17 protein-coding genes are annotated in these 16,785 nt (G+C 71.8%); 6 read left to right on the top strand and 11 right to left on the bottom strand.

The window, feature by feature from the left end; all coding sequences use genetic code 11:
* Positions 1-28: 28 nt before the first annotated feature.
* The 3 genes from ACZ4FV_RS20535 to ACZ4FV_RS20525 form a co-directional block, all read right to left on the bottom strand.
* Positions 29-736 (bottom strand): hypothetical protein, encoded by a 708-nt coding sequence (locus ACZ4FV_RS20535; RefSeq protein WP_465323032.1) that lies wholly within the window; start codon positions 734-736, stop codon positions 29-31.
* Positions 660-1,799 carry a GTP-binding protein gene (locus ACZ4FV_RS20530; RefSeq protein WP_465323031.1) on the bottom strand — a complete coding sequence of 380 codons (1,140 nt, stop codon included), beginning with the start codon at positions 1,797-1,799 and terminating at the stop codon, positions 660-662. The genes ACZ4FV_RS20535 and ACZ4FV_RS20530 overlap by 77 nt, the downstream gene beginning before the upstream one ends.
* Positions 1,800-2,491: 692 nt before the next feature.
* Positions 2,492-3,562: a helix-turn-helix transcriptional regulator gene (locus ACZ4FV_RS20525; protein WP_395870114.1), complete on the bottom strand. Its 1,071-nt coding sequence runs from the start codon at positions 3,560-3,562 to the stop codon at positions 2,492-2,494.
* A 466-nt stretch (positions 3,563-4,028) separates the two neighbouring features.
* On the opposite strand from ACZ4FV_RS20525, the gene ACZ4FV_RS20520 reads away from it, so the two are divergent.
* The 3 genes from ACZ4FV_RS20520 (at position 4,029) to ACZ4FV_RS20510 (ending at position 6,975) form a co-directional block, all read left to right on the top strand.
* On the top strand, positions 4,029-4,355 hold the full coding sequence (locus ACZ4FV_RS20520; RefSeq protein WP_465323030.1) for a hypothetical protein: 327 nt from the start codon (positions 4,029-4,031) through the stop codon (positions 4,353-4,355).
* 518 nt (positions 4,356-4,873) lie between these two features.
* Positions 4,874-6,517 carry a GMC oxidoreductase gene (locus tag ACZ4FV_RS20515; protein ID WP_402237332.1) on the top strand — a complete coding sequence of 548 codons (1,644 nt, stop codon included), beginning with the start codon at positions 4,874-4,876 and terminating at the stop codon, positions 6,515-6,517.
* 146 nt (positions 6,518-6,663) lie between these two features.
* On the top strand, positions 6,664-6,975 hold the full coding sequence (locus tag ACZ4FV_RS20510; protein ID WP_402237334.1) for an NIPSNAP family protein: 312 nt from the start codon (positions 6,664-6,666) through the stop codon (positions 6,973-6,975).
* Between the two features lie 132 nt (positions 6,976-7,107).
* Here ACZ4FV_RS20510 and ACZ4FV_RS20505 read toward each other — a convergent pair whose 3' ends face one another.
* Positions 7,108-8,214: a carboxylate-amine ligase gene (locus ACZ4FV_RS20505; RefSeq protein ID WP_395870122.1), complete on the bottom strand. Its 1,107-nt coding sequence runs from the start codon at positions 8,212-8,214 to the stop codon at positions 7,108-7,110.
* A 253-nt stretch (positions 8,215-8,467) separates the two neighbouring features.
* Entirely contained in the window at positions 8,468-8,692 is a 225-nt protein-coding gene (locus tag ACZ4FV_RS20500; protein WP_331770523.1) for a hypothetical protein, read from the bottom strand.
* Positions 8,693-9,277: 585 nt separating this feature from the next.
* Between ACZ4FV_RS20500 and ACZ4FV_RS20495 the strand changes: the two genes are divergently transcribed.
* A complete protein-coding gene (locus ACZ4FV_RS20495) occupies positions 9,278-10,300 on the top strand; it encodes an NADP-dependent oxidoreductase (protein WP_465323029.1) in 1,023 nt (340 codons plus the stop codon).
* 146 nt (positions 10,301-10,446) lie between these two features.
* Positions 10,447-11,346, top strand: coding sequence for a LysR family transcriptional regulator (locus ACZ4FV_RS20490; protein ID WP_395870126.1), 900 nt, complete (start codon positions 10,447-10,449; stop codon positions 11,344-11,346).
* Here ACZ4FV_RS20490 and ACZ4FV_RS20485 read toward each other — a convergent pair.
* The 3 genes from ACZ4FV_RS20485 to ACZ4FV_RS20475 form a co-directional block, all read right to left on the bottom strand.
* Complete coding sequence (locus ACZ4FV_RS20485; protein ID WP_465323028.1) at positions 11,341-12,297, bottom strand: zinc-binding dehydrogenase; 957 nt, start codon at positions 12,295-12,297, stop codon at positions 11,341-11,343. The genes ACZ4FV_RS20490 and ACZ4FV_RS20485 overlap by 6 nt on opposite strands.
* 74 nt (positions 12,298-12,371) lie before the next feature.
* On the bottom strand, positions 12,372-12,530 hold the full coding sequence (locus tag ACZ4FV_RS20480; protein ID WP_402237341.1) for an oxidoreductase: 159 nt from the start codon (positions 12,528-12,530) through the stop codon (positions 12,372-12,374).
* A 137-nt stretch (positions 12,531-12,667) separates the two neighbouring features.
* Positions 12,668-13,660 carry an Lrp/AsnC family transcriptional regulator gene (locus ACZ4FV_RS20475; RefSeq protein ID WP_465323027.1) on the bottom strand — a complete coding sequence of 331 codons (993 nt, stop codon included), beginning with the start codon at positions 13,658-13,660 and terminating at the stop codon, positions 12,668-12,670.
* 227 nt (positions 13,661-13,887) lie between these two features.
* On the opposite strand from ACZ4FV_RS20475, the gene ACZ4FV_RS20470 reads away from it, so the two are divergent.
* Complete coding sequence (locus ACZ4FV_RS20470) at positions 13,888-15,438, top strand: MFS transporter (protein WP_465323026.1); 1,551 nt, start codon at positions 13,888-13,890, stop codon at positions 15,436-15,438.
* A gap of 67 nt (positions 15,439-15,505) precedes the next feature.
* On the opposite strand, the gene ACZ4FV_RS20465 is transcribed toward ACZ4FV_RS20470, so the two are convergent.
* The 3 genes from ACZ4FV_RS20465 to ACZ4FV_RS20455 form a co-directional block, all read right to left on the bottom strand.
* Positions 15,506-15,691, bottom strand: a complete 186-nt coding sequence (locus tag ACZ4FV_RS20465; RefSeq protein WP_395870136.1) for a YegP family protein — start codon at positions 15,689-15,691, stop codon at positions 15,506-15,508.
* A 143-nt stretch (positions 15,692-15,834) separates the two neighbouring features.
* Entirely contained in the window at positions 15,835-16,338 is a 504-nt protein-coding gene (locus tag ACZ4FV_RS20460) for a hypothetical protein (protein WP_465323025.1), read from the bottom strand.
* Positions 16,335-16,571 carry a helix-turn-helix domain-containing protein gene (locus tag ACZ4FV_RS20455; protein ID WP_402237348.1) on the bottom strand — a complete coding sequence of 79 codons (237 nt, stop codon included), beginning with the start codon at positions 16,569-16,571 and terminating at the stop codon, positions 16,335-16,337. The genes ACZ4FV_RS20460 and ACZ4FV_RS20455 overlap by 4 nt, the downstream gene beginning before the upstream one ends.
* Positions 16,572-16,785: the final 214 nt, after the last annotated feature.

Genomic DNA, 16,785 nt, shown 5'->3' with positions numbered 1-16,785 from the left:
TCCAGGCCCGGCCGCGGCGGATCGCGCGTCAGGAGCCCCGCACCCGGCCCAGCGTGTGGAGCATGTATCGATCCCGGTCGTAGGGATCGGGCCCGGTCCGGGCCCGGATCGGGATCGGATGGCCGGTGAAGGCGCGATATCCCTCGAACTCACTGACCAGGACCCCCTCCCCCCGGCTCGACTCGGGCAGCCGCCGGGTGACCCCGTGCAGCTCGGCGGCCGGGATCGTGCCCCGTACCAGGCAGCGGTCGCCCCGCGTGGACTGCTCCTCGGGCACCGCCCGCGCACCCGCCGGCAGCGCCGAGACCGCCCCGACGCTCGTCACGGGTGCCTCCAGCTCGAACCGGTGCGTCGGTTCGAACACCCGCGTGCCCGCGCGTTTGAGCGCGTCGCCGACGACCAGCGGTGTGACGTTCCGGAAGTCGCCCGCCGCGCTGAGCGGGCTCGCGAACCCGGTCCGGGTCAGCGTCACCGCGCAGTCCAACACCTCCCAGCCCCGGATGCCCTGACGCAGCGTGCCGTGCACGGATTCCTCGATCGCCCGATGGAAGGCGAGCGGCAGCCCACCCAGCTGCACCCCCAGCCGAAAGACGATCCCGGCCCCGGGGTCCGCCGGTTCGACCCGCAGACCCACGGTCGCCCAGAAGAAGTTCACCCCGTCACCGGCGATCTCCTGAACCGCCTCGCCGACCCCGACCGGCTTCTCGAAGTACAGCGGGCGCGACTCCTCGAACACGACCCGGAGGTCGTACGTGTCGGCCAGCGTCGCGGCGATCACCTCCTTCTGCACCTCGCCGTACAGGCGCACCGAGATCGCCCCGGTCGCCTCGTCGCCACGCACGTCGATCATCGGATCCTGCTCGGCGATCCGCAGCAACGCGGCGTAGAGCGCGGGCCGTTGCGCCGGTCTCGCGCCGATAGAAGGCGACCGCCGCACGCGGGCGGAGCGTGCCGGTTCGGGTGCGGACGTACGCGATCTTCTCCCCCGCGCGGCCCCGCTCGATCTTGAGCACCACCGCGCGCAAGGGTTGCTCGGCCGCCTCCTCGCCGACCCTGGGCAGGAGTTCGGCGATGCCCCGGACCAGGTGGTCGATTCCCTCGCCGGTGATCGCGGAGCCGAAGAACACCGGATACACCCGGGCGTGCTCGACATGGCGCGCGAGCGCGCGCCGAAAGTCCGCCTCGGTGAGGGTGACCCGGTCGTCCAGGTACGCGTCCACGAACGCGTCGTCGTGGTCGGCGAAGGCCTCCGCGAGCCGGGCGGCGAACCGCGCGTCCGTGCCGCCGAAGGCCGTGAATCGTGCGTCAGGGGTGCCCGCGTCGGCGACCGATCCCATCGCGACGCAGTTCGGGCCCAGTTCGGCGGCGACCTCGTCGAGCAGGTCGGCGTAGCGCGCCCCGCGGCGATCGATCTTGTTGACGAACACCAGTACGGGGATGCGGAGTCGGGCCGGCGAGCGGATCAGTACCCGCGTTCGGGCCTGCACACCCTCGACCGCGGACACCACGAGTACGGCGCCGTCGAGTACCCGCAGCGCGCGTTCGACCTCGGCGACGAAGTCGGAGTGGCCCGGGGTGTCGATCACGTTGACCCGGAGGTCGCCGATCCGAAACGCCACCACGGCGGACTGGATGGTGATGCCGCGCTTGCGTTCGAGGGCCAGCGAGTCGGTCTGTGTGCTTCCCTCGTCGACGCTGCCGATCCGGGTGATCACACCCGCGTCGAACAGCAGGCGTTCGGTCAGACTGGTCTTGCCGGCGTCAACATGCGCGACGATCCCGATGTTCAAGTGGTTCATGACGGCCAGTGGCTCCCGCAGCGGATGAGTTGATCGGACGAACTCCGTTGAGACCGCTGGTCTTTCCGCGCATGAGGGGTGCCCTTTCCAGGAGGTTGATTCGGTGCCTCGGGTTGCGCCCCGACCCTAACATCGCGGGTCGGACCCGCCCGGTCTCCACTTCGAGGTCGAGCGGCACTTCTTGGCGGCATCACCTGCCGCCCCTCCTCCGCTCCACCTAGCGTTCCCGGCCCCGTGCCCGGTCCGGCGTTCCGTCCCGTCCGCTGCTCCGTTGCAGGTCCCGTCGCGGATTCCGTTGCAGATTTCGTTGTGGATTCCGTTGCGACTCGCGTTGCAGCTCGCGTTGCAGGAGTCGTCCACCGCTCACCCGCGAGGCGGCCTCCGGTCCCCGGAAAAGCCCAGGAGGGTCGCCGAACAGGCCGCCGGCGGGAGCTCGCCACGGCGGCCGTCCCCGAGGTCTGCGCACCGGCCGGCACCGACCACGTCCCGCGCACGCTGTGCGCGCTCGCCACCCTCGACCACGTCGGCTCGCGAACCGGCCCGGCCCGAACGGAATTCACCGCCACGGAGAACATCGACCCGGACGGCCGCCCCGGCCTCCGCTTCACCCAAGGCCCGCACCCCGAACCCGCGCGCGGAACCCGCGCCCGGAACCCGCGCCCGAACCACGATCCGGCCCGGAGGCCGGGCGCTCACCCCGTGGCCCGCTCCCCGATCACGATCCGCGCGATCAACTCGCGGCGACTGGTCACCCCGGCCTTGGTGAACACGGCCTTCAGATGGTCCTGGACGGTGTACGGCGTCATCGCCAGGGCACGGGCGATCTCCTTGGTGTCGCAGCCGCGAACGGCCAGCAGCGCCACCTCCTGCTCGCGACCGGTCAACCCGTAGGCGGCCAGATACAGCGGCATCGTCTCGGCCGGCGAAGCCGGCGAGGCCACGACTCCGACGTGGCCGTCGGCGAGGCCGTCCAGGAGCGAGGCGTGCAGCACGAACCAGCGTCCGTCACGGGTGCGCACCCGGACCTTGGCCGACGAGACGGGCACCCCGGACGCGGCCAACCGAGCGTGCTCGGAGACCACCGCGAACGCGGTCGGCACCGAGAGCGCGCCGACCGCGTCGTCGGCGAGCTCGGCGAGCAGGCACTGCGCCCGCTCGTCGGCGGCCACCAGACCGTTCCCGGGCCCGAGCACGACCATCGCGGGCGCCTGATCGCCCGACGCCGCCGGCGCGGCGACCCGGTGGCACGCGCGCAGCGCGTTGCCGATGTGCCGGGCCGCGACGTCCGCCAGATCCCGCTGCCGGCCCAGGTACGGACCACGATCCGCCGCCCGCATGAACGCCGCACAGCCCCACATGCCGCCCCGCGTGTCGAAGACGGTGCGCATCTCGTCCCCGAAGCCGGCCGGTGCGATCTGTTCCCGGAATCGAAGGCTGCGCTCGGGCCGGCCCCGGGTCGCCCGGTCCAACGTCTCGGCCCGAAGCCCGCTGTGCCGGATCTTGGGAAAGGTGCTCACGTCGTCGTGCCAGACCTCCAACCGCACCGCGGCGTGGAAGCCCTCCAGGCTCAGATCGTCACTCAGCACCGAGGTGACCAATCCGGTCGCCGGGTCCGCGGTATGCCAACACACCGCGTCGAACTCCAGTACGTCGCGCAGCAGTTCGTCGGACCGGCGAAAGATCGCGTCGGCCTCCAGGCCCGCCCCGGCCAGTTCACGCAGGCCCTCGATCGCCCGCCGCGCACTCACGCCACGTGATGCCATGGCGCGAACGTAACACGCAGGCAACGACCGCGTCCGCAGAGCGACCGTCGGGGCGGACGCCGGGGGTCGACACGCGGTCTCCCGCAAACCTCCCAGGGATCTGGGATATCGCCGTACCGATGACGATCGCGAGGATGTCCACACGTGTTCCGCGACACCGTGTCCGGTTCGGACCGGACCGCGCGCTCCCCCCGGGACGCCGAGCCGCCCTGTGGATCCCCGCCCCGGACCGGGATCCGCAGGGCCTTCGTCGTACGGCGACACCCGGCCGCGCCCGTGTCCCCGACCGCGGCATCGCCCGATCACACTCGCCGCCACCCGCGACCCCCTGAGGCGATCCTCGAGCGCCACGCGACCCGCGCGGCGGCCTGGCCCACCCATGCCCGGTCGGTCGGTCGACCCCGGCCACCGGAACGAGGAGTCGGAGGTCCCCCATCACTCGCGAGCACACCACCCCCCGCGTCGGGTGCGCATCCGCACGGTCGACACGACCGCGCTGCCGATCTTCCTCACCATGCTCGACCGCGCGGCGGCCTGGCCGGCCGCCTCCGGTCGCGAGGGCCAATGGGGCACCGAACCGTGGTCCACCCGTCCCGAGGCCGTGCGACGCGTGGACAAGGTCCTGCGCCACGGCCACGCCCGACTGGCCGAGATCGACGGTGAACCGGCCGGCGGCTGCGTCGCTCCGACACACCCTCCGAGTACATCCCGGCGGCCGACGAACCCGAGTGGTTCGTCAACCTCCTGGTCACCGACCGGCGCTTCTCCGGAGCGGGCGTCGGCGCCGCGCTGATCGAGGACGTACGCCGTGAGGCGACCCGTCGCGCCGTCGACCTGATCCGGGTCGACTGCTACGCAGGCGGCGACGCTGCGCTCGTCGAGCAGTACAAGGCGCTCGGCTTCACTCCTCTCTCGCAGTTCGAGGTCGACCGCCCCGGATAGCCCCCCTGGTCCGGCCGGTTGCTCGGGCTGTGCCTGAACTCCCGGCAGCCGTAACGCTCCACGATCGCGACTCGCGATCCGCGACCGCGACCGCGAACACACCCTGAGCGCGGGGGACGACCTCCGGCCGGACTCCCCCGCGCCCGACTCGACCGTCCGCCCGACCGCGTGCCCGCCACTCGCGCAACCGGGCGCCCCGCCGCTCGCACGGCCGCCCGTGCGGCCGCTTGCGTAACCACCGATCGACGCTGCGCGACCCGTGGGCAAGTACCGGTAACCACGCGGAAGTTACTCACGAGTATGCCGTGACTTGTCACGCGATCACGCCTAGAACTTGTTCCCACTCCGTCCCAGAGTGAGGAACGTCACATGAGCGATTCCGCCATGCGCAGCAACAGTTCCAAGGGTTTCTCGCGCCGCACTTTCGTTACTGGAACCGGTTCCATCCTCGGCGTCGCGGCCCTCGCCGGCCGCGCCGGCGCGGCCCAGTCGACGGCGGCTGCCTCCGCCGCCTCGATCCCCTCCGGGGCACGCGTCCCGGCCCTGGTGATCGGCACCGGGTACGGCGGCTGTGTCGCCGCACTGCGTCTGGCCCAGGCAGGCGTCGACGTGCACATGATCGAGATGGGAATGTCCTGGGACACCCCCGGCCCGGACGGCAAGATCTTCGCCAACACCACCTCCCCCGACGCCCGTTCCTTCTGGCTCCGCACCAAGACCAAGCAACCGCTGAGCAACTTCCTCGGCTTCCCGATCGACCGGGACATCCCCAGGTACACCGGCATCCTGGACGCCGAGGAGTTCGCCGGCATCACCGTCTACCAGGGCCGAGGCGTCGGCGGCGGTTCGCTGGTCAACGGCGGCATGGCGGTGACCCCCAAGCGGGAGAACTTCGGCGCCATCCTGCCCTCGGTGAACGCCGACGAGATGTACAACACCTACTACCCGCGCGCCAACGCCGGTCTGGGCGTGGCCACCATCGACCCGGCCTGGTTCGACACCACCGCCTGCTACCAGTACGCCCGGGTCGGCCGCAAACACGCCCAGCGCTCCGGCTTCCCGTTCGTGTTCGTGCCCACCGTGTACGACTGGGACTACATGAAGCAGGAGGCCGCCGGCGTCGTCCCCAAGTCCGCGCTGGCCGGTGAGATCCTCTACGGCAACAACTACGGCAAGAAGTCCCTGCAGAAGACCTACCTCGCCCGGATCCGGGACACCGGCCGGGTCACCATCTCCTCACTGCACAAGGTCACTTCGGTCTCCCCGGCGGCCGGCGGCGGCTACACCGTGGTGATCGACCGGATCGACACCGGCGGTGCCACCACGGTCACCAAGACCGTCGTCGCCGACAAGGTCTTCTTCGCCGCGGGCAGCGTCGGCACCAGCAAGCTGCTGGTCCGGCTCAAGGCCACCGGAGCACTGCCCGCCCTGAACGGCGAGATCGGCCAGGGTTGGGGCGACAACGGCAACGTCATGTGCGGCCGGGCCAACCACCTGTGGGATCCCACCGGTTCCCTCCAGTCCTCCATCCCCACCGGCGGCATCGACAACTGGAACGCCGGCGGCGCGTTCGCCGAGGTGGCCCCGCTGCCCACCGGCATCGAGACCTACGCCTCGTTCTACCTGTCGATCACCAAGAACCCGAACCGCGCCCGGTTCTCCTGGAACGCGGCGACGGGCAAGGTCGACCTGAACTGGCAGTCCTCCTGGAAACAGCCGTCCATCGACATGGCCAAGACCATCTTCGACAAGATCAACGCGAAGGAGGGGACGATCTACCGGACCGACCTCTTCGGCACGTACAAGATCTGGGGCGACCACCTCACCTACCACCCACTCGGCGGCGCGGTGTTGACCAAGGCCACCGACAACTACGGTCGCCTGCACGGCTATTCCGGGCTGTACGTGATCGACGGCGCGCTGATCCCCGGCAACACCAGCGTCAACCCGTTCGTCACCATCACCGCCCTCGCCGAACGCAACATCGAGAAGATCATCGCCACCGACCTGTGACGCCGGCCTGACCGCGCGCCCCGGTGAGCCCTCACCCCCCGGTGCGAGCACACTCCCGGGGCCGTCCGGAGCACTCCGGCCGGCCCCGGACCACACACCGCGCGGCCGACGTCGCGGCGCCCCGCGGCACGCGGCATCATGTGCGCGTGATCACCATTCATCTGAAGTACGAGATCGACGCCGACAAACTGGCGGACTTCGAGGAGTACGGCCGGCGCTGGGTCGGCCTGGTCAACCGCTTCGGCGGCACCCACCACGGCTACTTCCTGCCGAGCGAAGGCGACAGCGACATCGCCTACGCGCTCTTCTCCTTCCCCGGCTTCGCCGCCTACGAGCGGTACCGCGTCGACAGCGCGACCGACCCCGAGTGCCAGGACGCGATCCGACTCGCCCGCGAGACCGGTTGCATCAAGCGCTACGAACGCCGCTTCCTGCGCCCGCTCGACGCCGGCTCCTGACCCGGCGATCGCGGCGTCGACCGACCACCGTCGGGAAGCTCCCGTGCCACACCGGGCCGGCCCCGCGACGAGATGCGGCGTCACGCCGGGGACCGACGGCGCCCGATCTCAGCACCGGTGGGACATCGCCTCTCAGTGCCGGTGGGACATCGTCGACTCGGAGACCAGCAACCGCAGCAACTCGTCCCGTCCCCCGCGCCGGAAGGCCTCCCGCTGCCGATCGGCCGCGGTCCCCTCCCGCATCAGCCGGTGCACCAGCGCGTCGACCTGACGGGCGTCCCCGGTATCCGCCAAAGCCGGGGTGACGTACTCGATCAACCGACCGACCAGCTCACCGGCCTTGAGGCGGTGCGGCGTGTACGGGTCGACCAGCACGTCGGTCAGACCGTGCCGCGCGGCGTACCACTGCGCCGCCGCGACGAGCTCGGGGGCGGGTCGAGGCGACGGCTGCCCGGCCGTCGCCTCCCGCAGCACGGTGGTCACCAGAGCCCGGACGATGCCGGCGAGCATCACCGCGTCGTCCACCCTGAGCTGCACGTCCATCGCCCGGACCTCGACCGTGGGATAGCGGTCGGAGAGCCGGATCTGCCAGTAGACCCGGGCCCGGTCGCGCAGCACGCCCGCGTTCAGCAGGTCGTCGATCCTGGCGTCGTAGTCGTTCGCGTCGACGAAGGCGGGCGGGACCCCACTGACCGACCAGCGGCCGAAGACGATCGTGCGCCAACTCGCGAAGCCGGTGTCGCCCCCCTCCCACAGCGGAGAGTTCGCGGACATCGCCACCAGCAGCGGCAGCCACGGGCGCAGCCGATTGAGCACGGTCACGCCGGCGTCCCGATCGGGGACCGCGACATGGACGTGCATCCCGTTGATGAACATCTCGTCGACCAGGCGCGGGGCGTCCGAATGCAGCGACCGGTAGCGGATCCGGTCGGTGACCTCGGCCGGGGGGCCGGGGCCGAAGGGCGAGGACCCGGACGCGACCAGGACGCATCCCGCCTGTTCGGCCGCGGCGGCCACCGAGTGACGCAGCCGCAGCAGGTGGCCGCCGACCTCGTCGAGCGTCTCGCACACCGGTGTGGCGACCTCGACCTGCATCTGCAACAACTCGGGCTGGATCTCGCCGCCGGCCACCGCCGGTTGCAGGTCCGCCGCCGCCCGAACCGTCTCGGCCATCGGCACCGGCAGGCCGTCGACGGGATCCACGAGCAGGTACTCCTCCTCGACGCCGAGCGTGATCACGGCCGCCCCCCGACCACGACGGGCACGGCTCCGCGAGCGAGCGCGCGGCGTACGGGGGCCACCCGTTGCCCCGAGGTCGAGCACACCATCGTGGACTCCTTCCAACCGTGACCACCGACGACGCCCCGCCGCCCCCGTCGGCCGAGCGGCGTCCACCCGACGCCCATCCGCCGCGTCCCCGCCTCGACGCGTGGATCCGCGACTCGCACGCCAAGGGCGCCGCAGGCGCGGCGCCCTTGGTCGGACTCGTGACTCAGACCGGCGTCCCCTCGTCGGCACAGTCGTCGGAGAGTTTCGCGACGGGGTTTATGGTCCGCTCGACCTCGCTCATGCACGGGCCGCAGAACGTCTCCCGTCGCCGGGCGCCGTCCACATCCCGGCTGGGGGGCAACGTCACCCCGCACATCGCGACGTCCTCGCTCTCCATCGCGTGCCACACCACGCTTTGTGCGTCCTGGACCGCTCTCATCACGTGCATGTCCGCTCCCGTGTCGTGAGATCCATCGACCTCACCATGTAATCCGCTGTGGGCTCGGCCCGCACGCCCAGCGCTTCCCGGACGGCGGGTGATCCGGGGCTCCGGGCACCCGATCAGGCACAATCCCGGTCGACGGCTTGGGCCGCGCGGGTGAACGCCACCCCCGGTCTCACGCCCGGCTCACCCTCGGTGACGCGCGACACGTATCGACGCGGCACGGCGTGGCCGAGAGCGAGGACCTGCGGCTGATCTCGGTGGGTGACCCGGCGGCGTACCGGGAGGCGATCGAGGTGGGGTCGACTCTCGGGCCAGACACACCCCGGCCGGGCGCGGCGCCTCCGCGTCCCGGCCGGAGCTCCCACTCCCCGCCGGGTCCCGGTTCGCGCGCTCGAAGCGGACCGGTCGGGCTGCGTCCGGGGCGTCGGTGTCGGGGCCCACGCGATCGTTGAGCGTGGGTCAACGAAGGCGCGGCGGATCGACGTTGATCGGGAGGGTGCGCCGGTGGAGAGTTGAGGACGTCGGCGGCGCGGCCCGGTCGGGATCGGTGACTGGCCCGCCCCCACCCCATTCGAGCATCGGAGCAGCATGCCCTCCCCCACCCACCGTCGCGACGGCCTCGAAGTACGCCTGGCGAGTCGTCCCGTGGGCGAACCCCGGGCGGAGGACTTCGAGTTCGCCCGGATCGAGGTTCGCGAGCGGGAAGCCGGCGAGGTCCTCGTGCGCAACACCTGGATGTCGGTGGATCCGTTCACCCGCGAATGGATGCACGCCGACGCGTACGTGCCGCCGTTCGTCATCGGCGAGCCGCTCGCCGACGGCGCCGTCGGCGAAGTGGTCGCCTCGCGCGCGGAGGGCCTCCCGGTCGGCACGACCGTGTCGCACTTCGCCGGATGGCGCGAGTACGCCGTGCTGGGCGCCGACGCGGTCGCCGCGCTGGACACCGCGCTCGCCCCAGTCGAGACGCACCTGGGTGCGCTGGGCAGTACCGGCCTGACCGCCTACGCGACGCTGACCCGGGTACTGCCCGTGCAACCCGGCGACGTGGTCTACGTTTCGGCCGCCGCCGGCGCCACCGGCAGCGTCGCGGGACAACCGGCCCGCCGACTGGGCGCGGCCACGGTGATCGGCTCGACCGAGGGGGCGGAGAAGACCCGACTCCTCACCGAGGAGTTCGGCTTCGACGTCGGCATCGACCACACCCGGGGCCGACTGCGCGAGGACCTCGCCCGGGCCGCCCCCGACGGCGTCGACCTGACCGTGGAACTCGTCGGCGGCGCGCACCTGGAGGCCGCCATCGACGCCGCCCGGGTCGGCGGCCGGATCGCCGTGGTCGGAGCGATCTCCGGGTACAACGCCACCGGACCACTGCCCGGACCCACCAACATCTTCGCCACCGCCACCAAGGAGCTCACCCTGCGCGGCATGGCCGTCACCTCGTACTTCGGGCTCGCCGAGGAATGGACGAAGTTGGCCGCGCCCCTCCTGGCCGACGGTACCCTGCGCACCCGGCACACCGTGCTCCCCGGCCTGCGGCAGGCCCCGGAGGCGCTGATCGCACTGCTGCGCGGCGAGAACATCGGCAAGATGCTGGTACGGCTGGAGCACTGACGCCGGCACGGTCGCGCGCCGACCCGCGACGGCCCGGAGCGTGCCCGCGATCCCCGCCGGGCGATCGCGGACACGCCCTGACGACCGCCCGCCGAGCCCACCTGAGATCATGCTCGGGCCCTGCACGACGATCTGGACGAGGATCCGTGGAACGCTACGAAATCGAGGCCTTTCTCACCCTCGTCGAGGAATTGCACTTCGGCCGTGCCGCCGAGCGGCTGCGCATCTCCACCGGCCGGATGAGTCAGACCATCGCGAAGCTGGAACGCGGAATCGGCGCCCGGCTGTTCGAGCGCACCAGCCGCCGGGTCGCGCTCACCCCGATCGGCTGCCGGTTCCACGACGACCTGCGGCCCGGCCACGAGCAGATCGAGCGGGCCGTGGGGAAGGCGATCATGGCCGCCCGAGGCTTCGACGGCCCGCTGCACGTCGGCTTCCTGGGCGCCGCCGGGGGCCAATTCCTGTTGGAGGTGATCCGTGCCTTCCGCGCCGAGCACCCGACCTCCGAGGTGGACCTCCAGGAGTTCCAGATGAACACCTCGATCGCCGGGCTGCGCGCGCACAACTCCGATCTGGTGCTGGTCACCCGCCCGTTCGCCGATCCCGATCTGGTGATCGGACCCACCCTGTGGGCCGAGACCCGCTACCTGGCGCTCCCGTGCGAGCATCCGTTGGCCTCCCGCGCCGAGATCGGGCAGGAGGATCTGGCCGATGTCACGCTGCTGCGCATGCCGGCCAACTGCCCGTCCTCGGTCGCCGAGGACCGGGTCCCCTCCCGCACCCCCGCCGGCCGGCCGATCGCCCACGGCCGGCCCGCCACCACCTTCCTGGAGGCACTCGCCCTGGTGGGTGCCGGCGAGGGCGCGTTCACCGTGGGCGACCAGGTGAACCGCTTCTACGTCCGTCCCGACGTCAGCTACGTCCGGATCGCCGACGCCCCGCCGATCGAATGGGGGCTGATCTGGCGCAAGGCCCACGAGACGGAACGGGTGCGCGCGTTCAACGACCGGGCCGTCGCGCTGAGCCGCACCCGTACCGCGTCATGACCCGGCGTCCCGCACTCCCCGCTGCTGCGCCGCCCACTGCCCGGTGATCGGGACGTCCAGCACCGCTTTGCCCCGGACTTGGCGGGACAACAGCGCGTCGGCGGCGAGTTCGGCCTGCTGCCACGGGCCCCGCCAGCCGATCTGCGGCCTCAGTCGACCCGATTCCAGCAACCCGAGCAGCACCGCGAGGTCGTCCGCGAAGGGGGTCGCGACGTTGAAGTTCTCCAGTCGGCCGCGCGCGGAGTTGGTACCGGCCACCTCGAAGTCGATGGTGGTCGGCTGCCGGGCCGCCCGGCCGATCGCCTGCACCACCCCGTCCGCCTCCAGCCGGTAGAACGCCTCGGCCAGTTGCGGCCCGCCGACGTTGTCGAGCACGCCGTACACGGGAGTCGACAACGCGCCGGGTCCGGGCACGATCTCGGCGGCGCCCAACTCCCGCAGTCCTTCGGCCCGTTCGGGCGAACCGACCGAGGCGATCACGTGCGCGCCGGCGAGCGCGGCCAATTGTACGGCGAACCGGCCGACGCCGCCGGAGGCGCCGGTGACCAGGACTCGGCGGCCGAGCACGGAGCCCAGTCGGCGGACGGCCTGGAGAGCGGTGACGCCGGCGACCGGAAGGGCGGCGGCGACGCCCAGGTCGACCGCCTCGGGGACGACGGCCAGGTTCGTGGTGTCGGCGGCGCGCAGTTCGGCCCACGCGCCGTCCCAGCCGAAGGTGACCACGCGGGTGCCCACCTCGGGTCCCGAGCCGTCGGCCGCGGCGCGCACGACGATCCCGGCGGCGTCCCAGCCGGGGACGTGTCCGGTCGGTTCGCCGCTCGGCCGATAGGCGATCTCACCGAAGTTGAGCGAGAAGGCGGCGACCGCGACCAGTACCTGGTGCTCTCGCGGGCGCGGGTCCGGCGCGTCGGCCGCGTGCAGGCCCTGCGGGCCGTGGATGAGTGCTCGCATGTGTGCTTCCCGTGTGCTTCCCGGTCGGTCCCCGGCGCGCGGGGAGCGCGCGCCGGGGACGGGGTGGACGCCGATCACCGGTGGGTGTCGGCGAGGTGCGGTCGGTTGCCCGCGGCGACGGCCGGGGAGATCACCCCCGCGTCATTCGCGCGGTTGCGCGTCATCGGTGCCATCACCAGTCGATGGGGCAGTTCCAGTTTGCCGACGGTGAGGGGTTCGAAGAATCCGGGCATGAGGACGCTCCTGTGCGGAAAGACACCCCCGTCGCGGTCGTGACGGAGGCACCCCTCAACCCTCGTCGGCCGACGCGAACCGAACAACGCCGGATCCGACAAGGAACGGCGCGTCGCGCTAAACGATCCGCGCCCGGTCAGCGGCGCGCACGCGCTCCGGGCATCGGGCCCTCGCGTTTGAGCGTCTCGACGATCGGCGTGGTCTCCACGCTCGTGATGCCCTCGACCGAGCCCAGCGATTCCGCGATGAAGTCGTACAGGTCCGCCGTGTCGCGACACAGCACGCTCGCCAGGAAGTTCGCGCGTCCGGTCGCGGCGGCCCCGAACACCACCCGGGGGTCGGCCGCGACGACCTCGGCGACGGCGTCGAGGGCGGACGGGCGCACATTCATCCACAGGAACGCGCACAGGCCGTAGCCCAGGTTCGCCGCGTCCGTCTCCACCTCGAAGAACAGCACGCCCGTGCCGCGCAGCAGTTCCACCCGCCGGCGCACCGCCGACTCCGAGGTTCCGCAGGCTCGGGCGAGTTCCGCGTACGAGGTGCGGCCGTCCCGGGCCAGTGCCGCGAACAGTTCGCGGTCGCCGTCCACCCACGCGGGCACCGGCGTGTCCCACGACGGCTGCGGAGCGGCCCGGGTCAACGCGTCGACCTGGGCCGGGGTGAGGCCGATGTTCTGCCCCTGCCACGTCGTCGGCCCACCGACGACCACGCGCAGCAGGCAGTACATCTCCAACCCGATCACCCCGGCCGCGCGGCCCAGTTGCCGGGACAGTTCGCCCCCCGGGGCCTCGGGCCCCTTCGCTCGGGTCACGCACATCACCTCGGTGCCGGCCGCCAGCACTTGCAACCAGGACACGTCCGGTCGCCGGCCCAGACCCTGGGCCACCGCGTCCACCGCGTCCGGCACGCACCGCACCCGCAGGACCCACGACGTCTGACCGGTGCGTCGGGTATCGGTGATCGGTACCACCCGGATCGCGCCGCTCGCGCGCATGCGGCGATAGTGCCGCAGCACGGTCGCGTCGGAGACGCCCAGCACTTCGGCGATCCGCGCGAAGGGTGCACGACCGTCGATGTCGAGCGCGTGCAGGATGGCCAGGTCGACGGCGTCGAATTCGATGGATCCCATCACCCGAAGCCTAGCAATGATGGGAATCCGCCGTATCGAAGCTTCACACTCGACCGGGTCACGCGAATACGCGACTGTTTCCGTCAGCGGCGCCGAGCGGACGACGGCCCGCGCCGCCCGCGTCTCGCCCGACCCCGTCCGGTCGGGATCCGACGCGACCCTCAGCAAAGCCATGCAGCCCATCCGACCCATCGGGTCGCCTCGGCTCGTTCCGCCAAGGAGTCATCGTGCGCAAATGGGGACCGCTCGTCGCGGTCTGTCTCGGATCGTTCATGCTGCTCGTCGACGTCACCATCGTCATCGTCGCCCTGCCGGACATGGGCGCCGACCTGGGTTCCTCGTACACCGACCTGCAGTGGGTGTTGGACGCCTACTCCCTCGCCCTGGCCGCGCTCATGCTCGGCGCCGGGTCGCTCGCCGACCGGGTCGGCCGACGGCGGGTCTTCGTCCTCGGCACGATGTTGTTCACCGCCGCGTCGCTGCTGTGCGCGCTGTCCTTGGACACGGCGACGCTGATCGCGGCGCGGGCACTGCAGGGCGTCGGCGGCGCGGCGATGTTCGCCACCACGATCGCCCTGCTCGGGCACGCCTACCAGGGCCGCGACCGAGGCGTCGCGTTCGGCGTGTGGGGATCGATCAGCGGGGCCGCCGCCGCGATGGGGCCCATTCTGGGCGGCCTGCTGACGCAACATCTCGGCTGGGAGGCGATCTTCCTGATCAACGTGCCCATCGGGGTGGCGACCGCGCTGATGGCCTGGCGGGTGCTCGGCGAGTCGCACGGGAACCGCTCGGCGCGACTGGACCCGATCGGCATGCTCACCTTCACCCTCGGCGCGGCACTGCTCACCTACGGGTTCGTCCGCGCGGGCGGAGCCGGCTGGACCGAGGGCGGGACCCTCGCCGTGTTCGCCGGCGCCGCGCTCGCGTTCGTGGTCTTCGTGGTGACCGAGGTCCGGGTCGCCGAGCCGATGATCGACCTGGCGCTGTTCCGCCGCGCGTCGTTCGGCGCGATCATGGCCGCCGGCCTGCTGATCCAGTTCGCCGCGTTCTCCGGTTTCCCGCAGATGTCGGTGTGGCTCCAGTCGGTGCTCGGGTACGGCCCGGTGGGGGCCGGACTGGCACTGTTGCCGCTGGCCGCGACCTCGTTCGTGGTGTCCGCGCTGGCGGGCCGGTTCCTGCTCGGGGTGGCGCCCACATGGTCGATCGGGATCGGCGCGGTGTTCATCGGCGTCGGCAGCCTCGCGCTGACCCTGGTCGACGCCGGATCGGGCTGGGCGGCTCTGACTCCCGGCCTGGTGCTGGGCGGGGTCGGAGTGGGCCTGGTCATGCCGCAGTTGGCCGGCGCGGCGCTGGCCGCCGTCCCGCCCGCGCGCGCCGGGATGGCCGGCGGCGCGCTGAACACCTTCCGACAGTTGGGCTTCGCGCTCGGCATCGCCGTGGTGGGTGTGCTCTTCCGCGACGGCGCGGCCCACACGCTGCGCGAGGCCGGGTCGGTCGGCGGCGACCCGCACGCCACCGCCGAGGCGCTCGGCGGCGGCCGGGCCCAGGAGATCGCGGCGGCGGCGCCCGCGGACTCCCGGGATGTCGTACTGGGCACCCTGCGCGAGGCGTTCGCGGCGGGAATGGACCGCACGTTCGTGCTCTGCGGGGTACTCGGGATCGCGGCGGGCGCACTGGTCCTGCTGACCGGTCGGGCCGCACCCGCCACCGCGGCCGCGCCCCCGGACCGGCGGCCGGCACCCGACTCCGAGACCGCACCCGCATCCGCGTCGCGGTGACGTCACACCGGCACGCGCCGTCCGGGAAGTGCCCCGGGCGGCGCGTGTTCGCGGCCGTCCGCGGGCGTCAGGCGTGGGCCATTTCAACCACCTTGGCGGTGGGCGCGTTGCGCTTGACCGAGTCGATCCCGTTCATGCACGCCGCGCGGGTCTCGTAGGCCTCACCGACGGCGATGATCTGCCCGTTCCCGGCCTTCAGCCTGAACCGGAACTTGCCTGCCTTGTCGGTGTACATCTCGAACTTGGCGGCCATCACACACACCTCCGTGATCGCGTCGCCCCTACCATGGTCTCGCTACGCGCGCCCGCCGGCATCCGCACCGGCCCGTCGAGGCCCCGGTCGTGGCAGCCGCCTCGGGCGGTCGCGGGTCCTCGATCGGGAGTGTCATCTCGGGGTCACGGTGCGTTGCCCAGCGCCTGGCGCAGCGGCAGCGCGCCGGTGGCGATGTGGATTCCGCGCGAGACGATCCGCGCGTTGGTCGAGTCGAGCATGGACAGTCGGGACAGCGGCGCTGGACCGTCGTCGTGCAGCGAACAGCACAGGAGCAGCATCGTGCGCAACGCCCCCGGCGGGAACTGCGCGTCGGAGGCGGTGACCACCTCGCGCAGCGTCCGCCAGCGCACCGCCGCGTAGCGGCCGTCGTCGGACCAGTCCAGGCATACCGCGTACAACTCGGGGCGGCGCACGAACGAGCCTTCCTCGGTGAGGATGTACGTGGTCGCCTGGTCCGCGTGGCTGCCCTCGGCCGCGCGGTAGAGCGCGGCCTCGATCACTTCCGAGGACATCGCCGGGACGGAGGCCCCGTCGGTGTGGCGGGCGGGGCGCGCCGTGACCCGGTCGCCGCGGTGCTTGGCGTCGTTCCGGTTGCGCCGGCTGCTCGGGCGACGATCGGTGCTCATGAGACAACCCTTCGGGCCGGGTCCGGTGCCCACGTGTGGGCGGGGGCGAGCAGGTGCGCGGGTTCCACCTTGAACAGTTGGGCCAAACGCTCCACATCGTTGAGGTCGAAGGGGAGTTCACCGGTGAAGCGACGCCACGCCCAGGACCGGCCGTGTCCCAGTGCCTCGCCGATCGCACCGTCCGTGTAGCCGTCGCGCCGTGCGAGCATCCGCACGTTGCGCACCACGATCATCCGGATCGGTTCGTTCGAATCCGAGTCCCGGGTGGATATCGGCTCCGCCGTTCTCGTCCCACGCACCCCAGGCGCAACATCTCTCATCTCCGCAGAGTAGATCGCCACTTGCGGGAGCGGTAGAGCACAAGGAGGACAATCATCCCTCTGTGCGGGAAAGTTGCCGCGTCACACGAACGCGTCGAACCTCGGAACCGGGTCCGGTACGGGCTTG

This window comes from Embleya sp. NPDC025285, assembly GCF_055558835.1.
Note: the sequence above shows the minus strand (reverse complement) of the source record. Positions and strands in the feature narration are given on the sequence as shown.